We start from the raw sequence: 16908 nt of genomic DNA, 5'->3' as shown, positions 1-16908 counted from the left end.
TCCCATGCCAGACAGCGACGTGGCTGTGCGGCCAGACGTAGCCATCATCATACCTGCACGCTATGATTCCAGTCGCTATCCCGGCAAACCGCTGGCGATACTTCGCGGTGCAACGGGCATCGCGAAGCCGCTGATTCAGCGAAGCTGGGAATGCGCAACGAGCATAATCGACGCCGACAATGTCTGGATTGCGACCGATGACGATCGCGTAGCGGCCGTCGTGCGGGGTTTTGGCGGCCGGGTAATCATGACTTCCGCCGATTGTGCGAACGGCACCGAACGGTGCGCAGACGCCGTGCGGCAGATGGGCCGATTGCCCCAGATTATCGTTAATCTGCAGGGCGACGCACCGTTGACACCGAACTTCGTGGTCACAGCGCTGGTCGACGCACTGGCCGCCGCGCCCGACATTATGATGATGACGCCGGCCGTGCGATGTTCGGGCAGCACTTATCGGCACCTCATTCAGGATCAGGCCGAGGGCCGGGTGGGCGGGACAACGGTGGTCTTCGGCCGCAACGGTCACGCGCTTTATTTTTCGAAGCGCGTGATTCCGCACCTGCCGCCGGCCGCCGCGACACTGCCATTCCCCCCGATCCATCTGCATCTGGGCGTCTATGCCTATCGCCCGGCTGCGCTGGAGCGCTATGTGGCAATGGAGCCGTCCGAACTGGAACTGCTCGAGGGACTCGAGCAGTTGCGCTTCATCGACGGAGGAATCCCCGTCGGCGTGGTTCCGTTCGATCCGATTGCGTGGGATGCCATCGAGTTGAACAATCCCAGCGACGTCGCCCCAATCGAGGCTATCCTCGCCGCGCGCGCTATAGCATAAGGGCCATATGGCTTCCGCTTTGCTTCGCGCGCTGCTGACACCATGGTGGGCAGCGCAACTTCTGACTGGCGCCAAATCCTTCCTCGATAATCCGCTGATCGGATCGGATCGACTCAACCGCGCGGGGCTGCATCGATGGCGGGTGGCGCAGGCAAGTCGAATGGCGCAGGAGCGACGCCGACGCCTGGCTCGACATATATCGGATCGCGATCGATTGGAGTTCGATCGCGATGGTTTCATCTGCCGGGAAAATTTCCTGCCCGCGGATGCCTTTTCCCGGCTCCGCGAGCAGATTCGGTCTTATGCGGGACCGGCGCGCGAAATGGTGCAGGGGGATACAATCACGCAACGCTATGCGATCGATCCGCCGGCTATTCGGTCGATTCCCGCGGTGCGAGCACTGACCGACGATCCGCGCTGGCGCGGGATGACGCGCTACGCGGCCAGTTTCGATATAGAGCCGCTGCTCTATATTCAGGCGATCCTCAGCCATCGCCATGACGCGCCACCCGATCCGCAAGTCAATCTGCACGCGGATACGTTTCATTCCACCATGAAAGCGTGGCTGTTCCTCGAGGATGTCGGCAGCACGGAAGGACCGCTCACTTATGTCCCCGGGTCGCATCAGCTGACAACCGAACGGTTGGCATGGGAACACAGGCGCAGCCTTGACGTCCTGACGCGTGGAGACCGATTATCGGCGCGCGGATCATTCAGGATCGCCCAAGAGGAACTGGCTTCGCTGAACCTGCCCGCCCCCACCGCCTTTGCTGTGCCCGCCAACACATTGATCATCGCCGACACATTCGGGTTTCACGCGCGCGGACCATCGTCGCGTCCGAGTACCCGGATCGAATTGTGGGCCTATAGCCGGCGCAATCCATTTCTGCCGTTCACCGGCCTCGATCCCTGGAGCTTGCCCGGTATCGCCGAATGGCGGGTGCCATTGCATTGGTTGACGCACGACATCTATCGCCCGCTGATCGGCCAGCCCTGGGCAAAGGCGGGCCGCAAACGACCCGGCGCAGATTAGAGCTCTTTCGGGTTGGGCTAGAGCAGGGACGACGGCAACCGGACGCCGCTGCGGATCCACTCGGTGGCAATATCGCGATCTACCGCCGGCGAGAAAAAATATCCCTGCCCAAACCGGCAACCGATGCGGCGCAACAAATCGGCCTGCTCATCGGACTCGACGCCTTCGACAACCACGGTAATGCCCAGTTTCGCGGAGATGCCCACCAGCCCCTCAATGATCGCCAACCCGGGACCATCTGGCGAAAGGCGCTCGACGAATGCGCGGTCGATCTTGATGACATCGACAGGCACCGCGAGCAGATGGGTGAGCGAGGCGAAACCGGTACCGAAATCATCCAGCGCAATGCGAAGACCGCGCGCTCTGAGCGAGGCAATCGTGCGGGCCACGATATGATCGCGCCGCCCCATATGCACCGATTCGGTCACTTCGAGCACAAGCTTCTCCAGTGGAGCCTGCACGTCGGAGAACAAGGCGCAAACCTCATCCTCCAGCATCCCGCGATGAAAATCGGCAGACGTGACGTTGACGGAAACATAAGGGACTTCGAGGCCCATCCGGCGCCATCGAGCCATATCCCTAGCAACGAGGCCCAACATTCGGCGGGTGAGGGACACGGCAACGCTGGCATCAGCCGTCGCCTCATGGAAGGCGCTGGCCGTCAGGATCGTCGAATCGGGTTTCGTGAGCCTGCACAGAGCTTCGAAACCCCAAACACGATTGCCCTCGAGCGATATGACCGGCTGAAAATGGGCGTCGATGCGGTCCTCGACGAGCGCCAGTTCGAGCTCACGGATCGCGCTCAACCGGCGCGTGATCGTCGTTCCCAATTCGGGCCGATAGCGAACGAAACCGCCGGGGCCGGTCTCCTTGGCATGGTAAAGCGCGAGGTCGGCATTCTGGCGCACGGTGGCGCTGCTGTCGCCCTCGATAACCTCCGCGCCGCCGATCGAAGCCTTGGGGTAAATCTGATAGCCGCCGCAATCGGCCGCCTCACCCAATTTCTCGAGAATGCGTGCGGATGCGGCGCCTAGGTCCTCGAGCGCATTTGGCGACTGGACGAGTATCGCAAATTCATCGCCGCCGAGCCGGAACACGGCATCGCCCGCAGCGACGTCCGCCAGGCGTTCGGCGGTCACCTGCAGCAGACAGTCGCCTGCATGATGCCCAAAAGTATCGTTGATGGTCTTGAGATTATCGAGGTCGATGATCAGCAGAGCCCATTCCCCGGCGCGGGAACAGGACATGTGCGACAGCATGGCGTCGAAACCCGCGCGGTTGCCCAGCCCCGTAAGATCGTCCGTATGCCGAGCGCGCTCACGTTCCAGCGCCCGCTCGTGACGTTCGAGCGCAATCGCGCACAGGTGAACCGACGCCGCGACCAGTTTCTTTTCGTTTTCAGTGGGTCCGCGATGATCGGTATAATAAAAAGCGAACGCGCCGAGCGCCCTTCCGTCCCCGGCAAGGATCGGGCTCGACCAGCATGCAACCATGCCGGCAGCGAGCACCGGATCGCGATAAATGTCCCAGCGCTGATCATGCGCAATATCCGTAACAGCGACGGGCTTCTTAAAATAGATCGCCGATCCGCACGAGCCGACATTCGGCCCGATCACCTTGCCCTCGATCAGCGCGGCAAGTTGGGGTGGAACACCGGGCCCTGCCAACGGGTGGAGCAGACCATCGCGATCAACGATGACCACAGAACAGAAGGCGTTATCGACCGAGGCGTCGATCGCCGCGCACAACCGATCGATCGTCGGCTTGAGCGCGTCTCCGCGTGCGACCATTTCAAGAATGACATTTTGGAGCTGCAGCATCCCGGTCCACCGTCTCCCTGGTGAACCATCGCGCGTTCGTGAAGCCGAGTCAAAGCGCTACCTATATCACAACCCCGTTATTGCATCCGATATGGTGAGAGTTTTCCCGCCAGCGTCAGATGGCGTCGTCGACCGCAGGCGCCCGAATGATCGGCGCATCGTCCGCCATGCCGCGATAGCGCGCCGCGATCACCGCACAGACAAAGAGTTGCAGCTGGTGAAAAATCATCAGCGGCAGGATCAGCGGGCCGGCCGCCGCATGAAACAGGGCTCCGGCCATCGGTACGCCGGACACCAGGCTTTTTTTCGATCCGCAGAACAGCAGCACGATCTCGTCCTCGCGGCCGAGACCCATCCGCCGTGCGACAAACAGGTTAGCGCCCATCACCAACGCGAGCATCAGCGCACTCATCACCAGAATTGCCAGCAGATCCCAGATGGACGTGCGTTGCCAAATTCCACCGATCACGGCAGCACTGAATGCTGTATAGACGACCAGAAGGATCGAACTGCGATCGACCGGCATCAGGATACGCTTGTTCCGATCGACGAATCCACCGATCAACGGACGCAGCAAATGGCCCGCCACGAATGGCAGCAGCAACTGCGACATGATGCCTTTGATGGCATCCAGCGAGATTCCGTCGGTGGCCGCGCTGACATGCATGAACAGCCCTACCATCACCGGCGTAATCACGATTCCAAGCAGATTGGACAGCGACGCGCTGCACACAGCAGCAGGGACATTGCCCCGCGCCAGCGCCGTGAAGGCAATCGACGACTGAACCGTCGAGGGCAGGAGCGACAGAAACAATAGACCCGCGATAATTTCCGGCGCGACAAAGCGGCCTCCCAAGGCGCTGAACAGCAGGCCCAGGGCTGGAAAGATAACGAAAGACGAACATAGTACGAGCAGATGCAGCCGCCAATTTCCGGCCCCGGCCAGAACGGCCTGCCGCGACAGTTTCGCACCATGCAGGAAGAACAACAGCACGATCGCCGCATTGGTGGCATAGCCGAACCAAATCGTGCCGACCCCATGTGCCGGAAACAGCGATGCCATGGCGACCGTGGCGATGAGCAGGAGCAGAAACGGATCGATCCCGGCAAGGGCCCGCTTGATAATCGCCACTCTGCTTCCTTCGCTACATCAGACATCGGCCGACGTGCCCTTGGCCACACCCGCGAGGCCCCGTACACCGATCGATCATCGGTGCGGCACCGTTTCGCGTCAACCCGGTCCTGGCATAGTACATTGGCGGATTCGGTATGTGCTCGCAATGAATAGGCTTGGCCGGAATGCTCAAGATGATCTAGCTTCACCAACATATTGCCGTGCCATTGGGGGGAAGAGATGGCGGTAGCGAACACGATCCGCGCCCTGCTCACGGCCAGCTATGCGCCGCATGGCTATTGCTTGCTTTGGCAACCATGGCTGATCTGGATCCACGCCGTCTCGGACACAATCATTGCGGCCTCCTATTTTTCGATTCCCCTCGCGCTCGTCGCATTCGTCCGCAAACGTCGCGATATCGCCTTTGGCGGCGTTTTCTGGATGTTCGCGCTATTCATCCTCGCCTGCGGCACGACACATATATTGTCGATCTGGAACCTGTGGCATGGCAATTATGGGGTCGAGGCGTTCGTAAAACTCATCACCGCAGCCGCGTCATTGCTGACAGCCGTGCTGCTATGGCCGTTGCTGCCAAAAGCCATAGCTCTACCCTCGCCGTCCCGGCTGCGGGAAGCGAATGACGCGCTGAGCAGTCGCATCGTCGAGCGCGACGCGGCGGTGGCAGCACTGCACGCTGAAATCAGCGAACGTGAAAAGGCCGAGGCTGCTCTGCTCCAGTCGCGCAAGATGGAAGCGATCGGCCAACTCACCGGGGGGATTGCCCATGATTTCAACAATCTGCTGCAAATCATCAGCGGCAGTCTCGATCTCATGTCGAGCCGGATCGACGACGATCCGAGACTGTTGCGCCTGACATCCAACGCGATTGGAGCGGTCCGGCGCGGGAAACGGCTTACGAACCAACTCCTGGCCTTTTCTCGACTGCAGCGGCTGGAATTACGAGCGATCGATGTACCGCCGCTGATCGAGGAAATGCGTGATCTGCTCGCGCGGTCGATCGATCCTTCGATCTCGCTGTCCATCACGTGCGAAGGGGAACCCTACACGGTACTGGCCGATCGCGTGCAACTTGAGCTTGCCCTGCTCAATCTGACACTGAACGCCCGCGACGCGATGCCAAATGGCGGGAAGCTCATGATAAGCGTGAGCAATCGCCTTCTTGCCGGCCAGGATGGCGTGGAAGATGGCGAATATCTTGCGATCTCCGTCGCGGACAACGGCATCGGCATGTCCCCCGAAATCGCGCAGCGCGTGTTCGAACCCTTCTTTACGACGAAGCCGGTTGGGGCGGGATCGGGACTGGGGCTCAGCATGGTCTTCGGAATGACCCGCCAAAGCGGCGGCACCGTCATGCTCGACTCCACGCTGGGATCCGGCACGACGGTGACGATCTATCTGCGGCGGGCCGGGGCTCCGCAGCCGCCGAATGATGCCGACGACACCGTCGACCCGCTCGACATCGAAAAGCTCAAGGGATTGACGCTGCTCGTGGTCGACGACGAAGCCGATGTTCGCGATGTCATTGCCACGATCGTCAGCGATTTCGGATGTTCGGCGCTGCAGGCCAGCGACGGCCAGCACGCGCTCCAGCTCATCGAACAGCACCGGCCCCCGGTGATGGTCATCGATTTTGCCATGCCGGGGATGAATGGCGCCGATGTCGCGCGGATAGCGTTAGCCCGTCAGCCGGAAATTCAGGTGGTGTTTGCCACCGGCTTTTCGCAATCGGCCGCCATCACCGAAGTGATGGGCAGTGCCGCGATCGTCCTGCGCAAACCCTTCACGGCGAGCGACTTTGCGCGCGCGCTGGCGCGCGCCGTCGAACGCAAAGACGCTTGAGCATTGCGGCCCGGCGGGGCCTATAGCTCCTCTCATGTTCCGAATAGCACTTCCGCTGCTCTGCCTGCTGCTTGCCGGCTGCCACGGGCAACCGCCCGTACCGCTTCCCAGGGATATTCTGATCCGGATCGCCGATGATGAGGTGAAAAACCTCGATCCACAAAAGGCTTCCGATCTCGGTTCGATCCGCATCGCGCGGGACCAGTTCGAGGGACTCACGCGCGTGGATGGCGAGGGCCACGCCGAGCCTGGACTGGCGATGGGCTGGAGCATTTCAGCCGACGGACGGATCTGGCGCTTCCCCCTTCGCAAGCGCCTCCGCTTCTCCGATGGTGCGCCGATCCGCGCCCCGCTGTTCACGGCCATATTCGCGAGATTGCGCGACCCCGCCACCGCTTCGCCCAACGCCTCACTCTATCGGGATATCGACAGCGTCACGGCAGATGACGCCGCGGTAACGGTGAAGCTCAAGCAGCCCATGCCCGCACTCCCCGAACTGCTCGCCTTGCCATCGATGGCCGCCTTGCCGCTGCACCGGATTGCGACCGCCGGCGATGGCTGGACCAGGGACCGTCCGCTTGTCACCTCCGGCGCCTACAGGCTCACAGAGTGGCGGCTCAATGAGCGCATCCGGCTCGGACGAAATCCCTATTGGCATGGCGCCGCCGCCCCCATCGCGCACATCGAATGGCGCCCCGTCCCCGATCGGCTCACGGCTTTGCGCAGCTTTGCCGCTGGCGAAGCCGATACCAGCAGCGATTTTCCGCCAACCCGTCTCGCCTGGCTTCAACGGCATGCGCCGGGCACGGCCCATGTCGCGCCCTATAACGGCAGCTATTATTTCGTGTTCAACATGTCGAAATCGCCGTTCAACGACCGGCGGGTAAGGCAGGCGCTGAATATGGCTGTCGATCGCCGCTGGATCGCCGAACGCCTGATCGGTCTGGGCACCAAACCCGCCTGGGGAATAGTGCCGTCCGCGATCATGGAGCCGCTTGGAGACTATCGGCCATCATGGGCCGGGTGGCCCGCGGCCAAACGGCAGGATGCCGCCCGCAGGCTGCTCGCCGCCGCGGGGTTCGGCCCGCAGCACCAACTGTCATTCGATATCCGGTTCAACAGCGATGCCGATCATCGGCGCGTTGCCGTGGCCTTGTCTGCAATGTGGCGCCCGCTGGGTGTGGATGCCCATCTGTTCAACAGCGAGGCATCATTGCATTTCGCCAGTCTGCGCAGCCATGATTTCGCGCTGGCCCGATCGGGCTGGATTGGCGATCTTGCCGCGCCCGAAAATTATCTCGCGATTCACCGCTCCGATGCGGGCGCCATCAATTACGCCGGCTATCGCAGCGCGCGCTTCGATCGGGCGCTGGATCAGGCGATGTCCGAGGCGGACCCGCGACGGCGTTTGACCGCCATGCGCAAGGCCGAGGCTCTGCTGATGGAAGACGCACCGCTGATCCCGATCAGCTATTATGTCAGCCGATCGCTGGTTGCCCCGCGCGTGTCGGGCTGGCACGACAATGCATCGAACAGCCACCCCAGCCGGACATTAAGCCTGAGATGAGGATTCTGCCGATCATCGTGCTGATGCCCGCCCTGCTGATCGTCGGCGGGTGTGGCCATAGAGCGCCCGGCGGTCCGGTGGCCGTGAGCGTGATCGGCGGAGAAACGCGGTTCGTCAATCCGGCGCGAACGGAGCCGCAGGCTGCAGGCGCAGCATTGCTCGGAGGGGTCGCGCAGGGCCTCGTGCGGTTCGACGCGCAAGCGCAGATCGTGCCAGGACTATCGATCCGCTGGGCGATATCCGACGATGGCCTCTATTATACATTCCGGCTGGATAGTGACGGCCCCGATGCGGAACGCGTTACCCGCGCCTTGCTACAGCTTGTCCGAAAGGCGCGGATGGGCATGTTGCGAGACCGGCTCGCCGCGATCGACGACATCGTTGCGGTGACGCCGGAGGTCATCGAGTTTCGGTTGTCGTCCCCCAGCCCGGGGCTGATCACGCTGTTGGCCGAACCCGACTTCGCGATTCTGATCGATGGCAAAGGCAGCGGGCCGCTCGGTATCGTCGGCAAAGTGGGGAAGCTGACGATACTCAAGCCGTATCATCAGGCGGCCGTGCCCGGCGCCAACGGCAAACCCGCGACCGACAGGCCGATATTGCTGCGCGGCGAGCCCGCAGCACATGCGGTAGTGCGATTTGCCCAGGGCGATGCGGCGCTGGTGACCGGCGGCCGCTTCGGGGACATGCTCCTTCCCAAACTTGCCGGCATCGCGCCAACATCGATCAGCCTCGATCCGGTGACCGGCCTGTTCGGCCTGCGCATCGCCAGGCCGACCCCCTTGCTGATGTCGATCGAGATCCGGCAGGCGCTGTCGATGTCGCTCGATCGCGAGGCCATCGGCGAAGCACTCGGCGTAGCCGGCTGGCGCAGCAGCCAATCGATCCTTCCGCCGGGCCTGACCGATCTTCCGCAGCCGACGCGCCCGTTATGGGCACAAGCGCTGGCCAATGTCCGGCGCGGAAACGATCCCTCGTTGCCGGGCCGCATCGCTATCGCGCGGCGAATCGTCCAGCAATGGGTGGGGCAGCACCGGCTGACGGATATGCCGAAAGTCCGGATAGCGATGGGGAACGACCCTGGCAGCCGGATTTTGCTGCATCAATTGTCCGCACAATGGAGCCAGATCGGCATTGCGGTCGAGCGTGCCGTCGATGGCGAGGCAGCGGACCTTCGTCTGATCGACGAAGTCGCCCCGCTCGATCAGGCTGATTGGTTCCTCACCCACTTCTCGTGCAGCCTCGGGCCGCCGTGCAGTGAACAGGCCGATGCTGCGCTGGCCGCCGCGATGAAGGCGATCAATCCCGATGAACGATCGCGGCTGCTGATCGAGGCCGAGGCGCGGCTGGCGTCGATCACGCCATTCATTCCGCTCGCTCAACCGGTGCGCTGGTCCTTGGCAGCGCCGACCTTGCCGGGCTTCAAGCCGAACGCCCGCGCAATCCATCCGTTAGCGGATCTCATCGCCGATTGACCGGAACCAATGTTGTCCTGGAGCGATCTCCAAGACAGCCTGAGGAGTGTACAAATGAAGCGCCCGACCACCGAAAAGTTCGACCGGCTCGCGGAGGCCATGCCGGGATTGGGGCGCGATCCGGCATCGGTGCGCAAGCGGATCGAAGCGATAGAAAAGCTCCTCGAACGGATGTTCGTGATTCCGGGGATCAATCGGCCGATCGGCCTCGATGTCATTCTTGATGCAGTTCCGGTGATCGGCGATCTGGCTGGCGCGCTGCTCGGAAGCTGGATGGTATGGGAAGCGCGCAATCTGGGTATGTCGAAGTGGCAGATGGCCCGCATGTTCGGCAATGTCGGTATCGATATGCTGCTGGGGGCCATCCCGTTCGTCGGCGCCATTCCCGACTTCTTTTTCCGATCGAACAGCCGCAACCTGCGGCTGATCCATCGCCACCTCGAACGGCATCACCCTTCGGCGGCAACGATCGACGGAAAGCTGGTCGCAAGGCGATGAAACTCAGGTTGCGCTGGCCGCCCTCTTCGCGCGCGCTTCCGCAATCGCCTGCTTGAGCGCTGCATAGCCGACCGCGCCCTTGAGCATCTGGCCGCCAACGAAAAACGTCGGGGTCGCGACGCTTTCGTCCATATGCGCGACAAGATCGAGATTATTGCGCAGTTCCTTCGCCACGGCAGGACTGTCGACATCCTGCTGGGCTTTCTTCAGGTCGATCCTGAGCGATCGCAGCACATTGGCGACCTTTTCCCCATCAGGCCGGCCAGCCGCGAACATCTGCTTATGGAAGCTTAGAAACGCCCCCTGGCTTGCGGCCGCGAGACTCGCCCTGGCGGCGACTTCGCTGCCGGGGCCCAGGATCGGAATCTCGCGCCAAACGACCTTCAGCCCACGATCTTCAGCCAGCAGCCGTTCGACGTCGGGCACGCTGGACCGGCAATATCCACAGGCATAATCGGAAAACATCACCAGGGTCACGTCGCCCTTTTCGGCCCCGGCCCAGGCGGATGCGAAGGGCGTCTCGAGCGCCGCGCGATTGGCGACATATGCGTCCGAAGATCGCTTCTCACGCAGGCGGTTGATGGCTTCGGGTATGATCTCGGGATGCGCCATAATATATTCCCGTACAACCGCCTCGATCTGCGCACGATCCTTGCCCGCCATGGTGATGGTCGGTTCCTTCGTCAGCGTCGCCGCAAGCCCGCCACCAACCAGGAGAAGGGCCAGTGTCACGCCGGCTACTACCTTCTGTCGCTTCCACTCATTCAGCTTTCCGATCACCGCTTCTTCCTGTCATTTTGTGCTGATCGGGCCGACAAGGCGATGTCCTCGGCGCGCAGATAATCAGGCGTTCCCTGCTTGATTCCTTGCATCGCGGCCTCGGCACTTGCCATCGCCATTCGTTCTTCCCCGATCAACGCATATCGCTCCGCCGTTGCGAGTTGTGCCCTCGGTTCATCGCCGAGGCGCGCATAGGCCGTCCCCAACGTGTACCAAGCAAACGGATTATCGCGATCCCGGGCCACCGCAACCTTTAGAACGTCACGCGCTTCCTTGAGATTTTCGGGATCCTCGGTCGCGACCAGCGCATGACCCAGCAAACTCGCGATCAGCGGCGCATTGCGCGAACCGGCGACGGCCAGCCGCAGCGGCGCCAGCGCCTCCTTCGGCTTGCCCGATTCGAGCAGGATCTGTCCTTTCAGTTCGAGGAAATAAGGGTCGGTCGGCGCCGCTGCGACCAGCTTGTCGACTTCTTCGACCGCCTTGTCGGGATAGGCACCGCGATGCCATGCATAAGCTCGGGCATAGTGCGCCGGCAGGCCCTGATCGGTCTCGGGATATTTGCGCAGGGCCGTCGTCGGATCGTCCATATAACCGATCAGCTTGGCCTTGATCCGCTGAAACTTCACGTCGAGCGCGGGATCGGTCTTCTTGCCATAGGCCGCCGACTTCTGGATGTCGGCCTGCAGCGTCGCCTCGCGATCACCTGACATCGGGTGAGTCTGCATATAGGGATCGGTTTCGGCATAGGTCGACGCGAACCGATATTCCTCCACCCGCAGTTTCTGAAAGAAACTGAGCATGCCGCGGCCGGAAATGCCCGCCTTGTCGAGGAAGGAGACGCCGGCCGAATCCGCGCTGGCCTCCTGCGTGCGGTTGAATGCCAGGAACTTGCCGAGCGCGGCCTGCTGCCCCGCCATCATCACGCCCATGCCGGCATCGCCCGCGCCTGCCGCCATTGCCGCCACACCGAGCAGGAGCGACAATATCGTGATGCCCGTCGCGGCCTTGGCGCCTTCGCCCTGGCGAATGATGTGGCCGCCGGTGATATGGCCGAGTTCATGGGCAATGACGCCCTGCACCTCGTTGGTGTTGTCGGCGGCTTCGATCAGCCCGCTGTTGATGTAGACGGCCTGGCCACCCGCAACGAACGCGTTGATTTCCTTGTCACCGATCAGGATGATATCGACATTGCCCGGCTGCAGCCCGGCCGCAGCAATCAGCGGGCTCGCTATCTCGTGCAGATAGGCCTCGGTCTCGGCGTCGCGCAAAACGCTTTGCGCCATCGCCGGCTGAGTCGACATGGTCACCGCGAGCAACAGTGCGCATGCGGCGCGCGCACCGGCGAGCCAGCGGCGGCGGGGGACGGAAAAGGGGCTGATCATCGTGCCGATCCTCTCCGATTGCCATTAACGGCGTCTTAAGCAACACGGGCGGGTTTTCGAAAAAACCCGCCCGGTCTGTTATTATGCCCCGAAAGTCCGCTGCCACCAGCCGCGACGGGGTGAACCGTCTTCGTTGGTTTCTTCCGCCACAGCTTCCTGCTGGGCAGATTCCGCCTCGGCGATTGGCGCATCGATCGAGGATTCCACAGCACTGGTCGCAGCTTTAGCCCGCGAACGACGCTTCGGCTTCACAACCTCCGGCTCTGCTTCCGGTTCGGGCTCGGCGACAGCAGCCGCGACGGCCTCAGCCTCCGCGGCCGGAGCCTCGGCATCGACCTTTTTGCGGCGCGGACGGCGCGGCTTGGCGACCGATTCTTCGGCCACGACCTCGGCTTCGATGACAGGCGACGGCACGATGACCGGCTCTGCCGCGGGCGCCTCGGACGCAGCTTCTACAACCGGCGCCGTATCCGCCTTATCCGCCTTGCGGGCACGAGGACGACGACGCGCCTTCGGTGCGGGCTTTTCCTCGGCGGGAACGGCCTCGACAGCTTCGGCCTCGACTTCTTCAGCCGGCGTTTCGGATTCGGTCTCGCCAGCGACAGCGACAGCGGCTTCGCCGCCGGCGCTTTCGCCGCCACGACGGCGGCCGCTGCGACGACCCCGACGGCCGCGACGGCGGCGGCCCTCACCATCTTCTTCACCCTCGGCCACGGGCTCCACGGTCTCCGCATCGGCCTCAACATCGGCCTCGCTATCGCTCGCTTCGCCCTCGGATTCGGACTCGGTTCCAGATTCGGCACCGGCCTGGCTCTCGGCGTCACGGCCGCGACCACGCCGCCGACGGCGACGGCGGCGCTTGTTACGGCCTTCGCGATCGCTGGCTTCCTGGCTGGTCTCGCCCTGCCGCGCGACTTCGATCTCACCGTCTTCTTCCTCGACCTCGGCATCGATCTCGTCTTCGACGATCTCTTCGTCCTCGTCATCGGCCTCGACGATCATCGGAGTCGGCAGACGCGGCGCATACATCGGCGGCGGGCCACCCACTTCAACAGCCATCCGCGCGCCCTCGGGGCTTCCGTCGGACATGATCTCGATGAACACGCCGTAGCGCTCCTCGATCTCGGCCAGTTCGGCGCGCTTGCGATTGAGCACGTAGAGCGTCGCTTCCTGGCTGGCGTGGAGCAGCAACCGGCTGCCACGTCCGCGCGCCGCCTCATCCTCCAGCATTCTTAGCGCCGACAGACCTGCCGACGATGCCGTGCGGATCAGACCGGTACCATCGCAATGCGGACAGGTGCGCGTCGATGCCTCGAGCACGCCGGTGCGGATACGCTGGCGGCTCATCTCGAACAGACCAAAGGACGAAATGCGGCCTACCTGGATGCGCGCGCGATCGTTCCTCAGCGCTTCCTTCATCGCTTTCTCGACCTTACGGATATTGGAGTTGTTCTCCATATCGATGAAGTCGATGACGACGAGGCCGGCCATATCGCGCAGCCGAAGTTGACGCGCGATCTCATGCGCCGCCTCGAGGTTGGTTGCTGTCGCGGTCTGCTCGATATTATGTTCGCGGGTCGAACGGCCCGAGTTGATATCGATCGAGACCAGCGCCTCGGTCGGGTTGATCACCAGATAACCGCCCGACTTGAGCTGGACGATCGGCTGATACATCGCCGCCAACTGATCCTCGACGCCGAAGCGCTGGAAGAGCGGCACGGCATCGATATACAGCTGCACCTTCTTGGCGTGGCTCGGCATCAGCAGCTTCATGAACGAGCGGGCCTGGCGATAGCCTTCCTCGCCTTCGATGATCACTTCGTCGATATCGCGATTATAGATGTCACGAATCGCGCGCTTGATCAGGTCGCTGTCACCATAGATCAAAGCCGGCGCTTCGGACTTGAGCGTATTCTCGCGAATTTCGTCCCATAGCCGCGCCAGATAATCGAAATCGCGCTTGATCTCGACCTTCGTGCGCTGAAGCCCCGCGGTACGCACGATGCAACCCATCGTGCGTGGCAGGTTCAATTCGGCCATGATCGATTTCAGGCGCTTGCGGTCGGCAACGTTCGAAATCTTCCGGCTGATCCCGCCACCATGGCTGGTGTTGGGCATCAGCACGCAATAACGGCCGGCAAGGCTGAGATAAGTGGTCAGCGCCGCGCCCTTATTACCGCGCTCTTCCTTGACGACCTGCACCAGCAGCACCTGACGGCGGCGGATCACATCCTGGATCTTATAGCGACGGCGCAGATTCATGCGCTTCTGGCGTAGATTCTCTACGGCGCCATCGTCCGAACTGCGGCCACCGACCGATTCGCGCTGCGGGCGGGGCGTGTCTTCGTCGTCGCCTTCGCCCTCGATCTCGCCGCGATCATCGTCCTGATCACCCTCGTCCCGCTCGACATCGTCCTCGTCGCCATCATCGAGCTCGCGCTGGCGCAAAGCCTCTTCCTCGGCGGCGTGTTCGGCCTCTTCGCGCAGCAGCGCTTCGCGATCCTCCTTCGGGATCTGATAATAATCGGGATGGATTTCCGAGAACGCCAGGAAGCCATGGCGATTGCCGCCATAATCAACGAACGCCGCTTGCAGCGACGGTTCGACTCTCGTGACCTTGGCTAGATAGATATTCCCTTTGAGCTGCTTGCGCTCGGCAGACTCAAAGTCAAATTCCTCGATCCGGTTCCCCTGGACGACGGCCACGCGGGTTTCCTCCCGGTGGCGCGCGTCGATCAGCATGCGGGTTGTCATTCAAATGTCTCCAGGCGCGCGGCGCGGCGTGATCGCCGCTGCGGAACGCGCAATATGTGTGATGTGGCCCTGCGCCCGGCGAAGCAGATCGCGTCGCACCGGTCATCATGGCCAAATGGGTTGAAAAGAGTCTGTGCGCAGCCGTCGCAAAGTCACATCCGGCACTATGCACCGGAAAAAAGGCCTCATTCCACGCGCCACCACTTTCATGGTCGCTACGTAGAAAAGGCGAAAAATGACTCATGCGAACGTCAACCTATTGTGTCGGCCGCCGAAATCGGCGCCGACGACAGTCCCGGACGGATTTTCCCGATGATAAACATCGGCCTTCGTCCGGACAAATGGTGCTAGCATTCGCGTGACCTGGTAGCAACCAAATCCTCAGACCGTGCGACTGCTCTGGACAAGCAGGGTAAAGCTTTGGTTAACTGGCCACACTGCCAACCCAAGCGTCGGCAAATGCGTGATTGCGGGGCGATTTTGCAACGAGAGACCATCAGCCTGCCATCATCGCACCGTTGCCACCGCCCCGCCTTGTTCATGTGGATCATGATCGCCTCGTGGCTGATGATCGCATGGCCGGGTGCCGTTCGGGCTTCGGCGGCAATTGCCGGCATCGACATCGCCGCCAACCAGGTGACGGTACGGTTCGACAAGCCGGTCGCGACCGCGTCGGCTTTCGTGCTCAATGGGCCGGATCGGATCGCCGTCGATCTTCCCGGAACCCAGATGGGCCGGATCGCGGCGACCGGGGGGCTGATCGCATCGACACGGCACGGCCAATATGACCAGCAGACGGCCCGGATCGTGTTCGAACTGACTGAACCCGCGATCGTTGCCGACGCCGAATTTTCGCCCGATCATCAGGCACTGACCCTCACCCTGCAGCCCGTGAGCGAAAACCTGTTCGCTCGCACCGTCCGCAAGGGGCGGCGCTTGTTCGGACTGAACAAGGGCAATGACGAGAATACCACCCAGCCGGGCGGCATCACCGTGCCCCTCGATCCGCCAAAGCCGCTGCCCGCCCCGCTCGTGACCGGCGCCCGTGGCACGAAGCGCCCGCTCGTCGTGATCGATGCCGGGCATGGCGGCCATGATCCCGGCTCGCTTTCGGCCGACGGGTCGCGGCGCGAAAAGGATGCGGCGCTGGCGATCGCGCGCGCCATCCGCGACGAACTCGCTGCCTCGGGCCGGGTGCGCGTCGCACTGACCCGCGGCGACGACCGGTTTCTCGTACTCGGCGAGCGGCGCGAAATCGCCCGCCGACTGAAGGCCGATCTGTTCATTTCGGTCCATGCCGACAGCGCCCCCAATCCCGCCGCGCGCGGCGCGAGCATCTACACATTGTCCGAAGTCGCCTCCGACAGGGTGGCAGCCCAGCTCGCGGCGAAGGAAAACCGCGCCGATATCCTGAACGGAGTCGATCTCGGCGGCGAGAACAATGACGTATCCTCGATCCTGATCGACCTTGCCCAGCGCGAGACGATGAACATCTCGTCCAATTTCGCGACATTGCTGCAACGGGAGATGTCCGGCACCGTCCATTTCAAGGACAGCGCACACAAATTCGCGGGCCTGATCGTGCTAAAGGCACCTGATGTGCCGTCGGTGCTGCTCGAAACCGGCTATATGTCAAACCCCGACGATCTGCAGCTGCTATTTTCACACGATTATCAGCACGACATAGCCGTCGGCGTGCGCAAGGCCGTTGAAACCCATTTCGCGCGACGCCTGACCGGCGAATGATGGCCGCGCTGATCGGCCGGCGCTGGCAAAGCCGGGCAAAGCTG

12 protein-coding genes are annotated in these 16908 nt (G+C 62.5%); 7 read left to right on the top strand and 5 right to left on the bottom strand.

The annotated features are described in order from the left end of the window. Positions 1–4 precede the first annotated feature (4 nt). Positions 5–832 (top strand): 3-deoxy-manno-octulosonate cytidylyltransferase, encoded by an 828-nt coding sequence (gene kdsB / locus BLS13_RS07480; protein ID WP_093451076.1) that lies wholly within the window; start codon positions 5–7, stop codon positions 830–832. A 7-nt stretch (positions 833–839) separates the two neighbouring features. After that, positions 840–1865, top strand: a complete 1026-nt coding sequence (locus BLS13_RS07475) for a phytanoyl-CoA dioxygenase family protein (protein WP_093451074.1) — start codon at positions 840–842, stop codon at positions 1863–1865. Between the two features lie 17 nt (positions 1866–1882). Here the strand turns inward: BLS13_RS07475 and BLS13_RS07470 are convergent, their stop codons facing one another. Beyond that, positions 1883–3685, bottom strand: a complete 1803-nt coding sequence (locus BLS13_RS07470; protein WP_093451073.1) for a bifunctional diguanylate cyclase/phosphodiesterase — start codon at positions 3683–3685, stop codon at positions 1883–1885. A 115-nt stretch (positions 3686–3800) separates the two neighbouring features. Then, positions 3801–4811, bottom strand: a complete 1011-nt coding sequence (locus BLS13_RS07465) for a bile acid:sodium symporter family protein (RefSeq protein WP_371128194.1) — start codon at positions 4809–4811, stop codon at positions 3801–3803. A 228-nt stretch (positions 4812–5039) separates the two neighbouring features. On the opposite strand from BLS13_RS07465, the gene BLS13_RS07460 reads away from it, so the two are divergent. The 4 genes from BLS13_RS07460 to BLS13_RS07445 are packed head-to-tail and all read left to right on the top strand — an operon-like array spanning position 5040 to position 10199. Continuing rightward, positions 5040–6659: an ATP-binding protein gene (locus tag BLS13_RS07460; RefSeq protein WP_093451071.1), complete on the top strand. Its 1620-nt coding sequence runs from the start codon at positions 5040–5042 to the stop codon at positions 6657–6659. A 34-nt stretch (positions 6660–6693) separates the two neighbouring features. Then, a complete protein-coding gene (locus BLS13_RS07455) occupies positions 6694–8226 on the top strand; it encodes a peptide ABC transporter substrate-binding protein (RefSeq protein WP_093451070.1) in 1533 nt (510 codons plus the stop codon). Further along, the gene (locus BLS13_RS07450; protein WP_093451069.1) at positions 8223–9701 is read left to right on the top strand and encodes an ABC transporter substrate-binding protein; all 1479 of its coding nucleotides are present in this window, start codon (positions 8223–8225) and stop codon (positions 9699–9701) included. Before BLS13_RS07455 ends, BLS13_RS07450 begins: the two co-directional genes overlap by 4 nt. 54 nt (positions 9702–9755) lie before the next feature. Further along, entirely contained in the window at positions 9756–10199 is a 444-nt protein-coding gene (locus tag BLS13_RS07445; protein WP_093451067.1) for a DUF4112 domain-containing protein, read from the top strand. Positions 10200–10202: 3 nt separating this feature from the next. Here BLS13_RS07445 and BLS13_RS07440 read toward each other — a convergent pair whose 3' ends face one another. The 3 genes from BLS13_RS07440 to BLS13_RS07430 all read right to left on the bottom strand — a co-directional run bounded on the left by BLS13_RS07440 (position 10203) and on the right by BLS13_RS07430 (position 15118). Continuing rightward, complete coding sequence (locus BLS13_RS07440; RefSeq protein WP_256325753.1) at positions 10203–10979, bottom strand: DsbA family protein; 777 nt, start codon at positions 10977–10979, stop codon at positions 10203–10205. After that, a complete protein-coding gene (locus tag BLS13_RS07435) occupies positions 10976–12364 on the bottom strand; it encodes a M48 family metalloprotease (protein WP_093451066.1) in 1389 nt (462 codons plus the stop codon). Before BLS13_RS07435 ends, BLS13_RS07440 begins: the two co-directional genes overlap by 4 nt. Before the next feature lie 81 nt (positions 12365–12445). Continuing rightward, the gene (locus BLS13_RS07430; RefSeq protein ID WP_218123247.1) at positions 12446–15118 is read right to left on the bottom strand and encodes an Rne/Rng family ribonuclease; all 2673 of its coding nucleotides are present in this window, start codon (positions 15116–15118) and stop codon (positions 12446–12448) included. A 567-nt stretch (positions 15119–15685) separates the two neighbouring features. On the opposite strand from BLS13_RS07430, the gene BLS13_RS07425 reads away from it, so the two are divergent. After that, on the top strand, positions 15686–16864 hold the full coding sequence (locus BLS13_RS07425) for an N-acetylmuramoyl-L-alanine amidase (protein ID WP_371128193.1): 1179 nt from the start codon (positions 15686–15688) through the stop codon (positions 16862–16864). Positions 16865–16908 lie beyond the last annotated feature (44 nt).

This window comes from Sphingomonas sp. YR710 (assembly GCF_900101455.1).
GTDB lineage: Bacteria > Pseudomonadota > Alphaproteobacteria > Sphingomonadales > Sphingomonadaceae > Rhizorhabdus.
This window is presented reverse-complemented; position numbering and strand designations above follow the sequence as displayed.

Bases quoted from the DNA above. Each gene is read 5' to 3' on its own strand.
- BLS13_RS07470 (WP_093451073.1), bottom strand. From the start codon at position 3,685: ATGCTGCAGCTCCAAAATGTCATTCTTGAAATGGTCGCACGCGGAGAC.
- BLS13_RS07450 (WP_093451069.1), top strand. From the start codon at position 8,223: ATGAGGATTCTGCCGATCATCGTGCTGATGCCCGCCCTGCTGATCGTC.
- BLS13_RS07445 (WP_093451067.1), top strand. From the start codon at position 9,756: ATGAAGCGCCCGACCACCGAAAAGTTCGACCGGCTCGCGGAGGCCATG.
- kdsB (WP_093451076.1), top strand. From the start codon at position 5: ATGCCAGACAGCGACGTGGCTGTGCGGCCAGACGTAGCCATCATCATA.
- BLS13_RS07430 (WP_218123247.1), bottom strand. From the start codon at position 15,118: ATGACAACCCGCATGCTGATCGACGCGCGCCACCGGGAGGAAACCCGC.
- BLS13_RS07435 (WP_093451066.1), bottom strand. From the start codon at position 12,364: ATGATCAGCCCCTTTTCCGTCCCCCGCCGCCGCTGGCTCGCCGGTGCG.
- BLS13_RS07475 (WP_093451074.1), top strand. From the start codon at position 840: ATGGCTTCCGCTTTGCTTCGCGCGCTGCTGACACCATGGTGGGCAGCG.
- BLS13_RS07425 (WP_371128193.1), top strand. From the start codon at position 15,686: ATGATCGCATGGCCGGGTGCCGTTCGGGCTTCGGCGGCAATTGCCGGC.
- BLS13_RS07460 (WP_093451071.1), top strand. From the start codon at position 5,040: ATGGCGGTAGCGAACACGATCCGCGCCCTGCTCACGGCCAGCTATGCG.
- BLS13_RS07455 (WP_093451070.1), top strand. From the start codon at position 6,694: ATGTTCCGAATAGCACTTCCGCTGCTCTGCCTGCTGCTTGCCGGCTGC.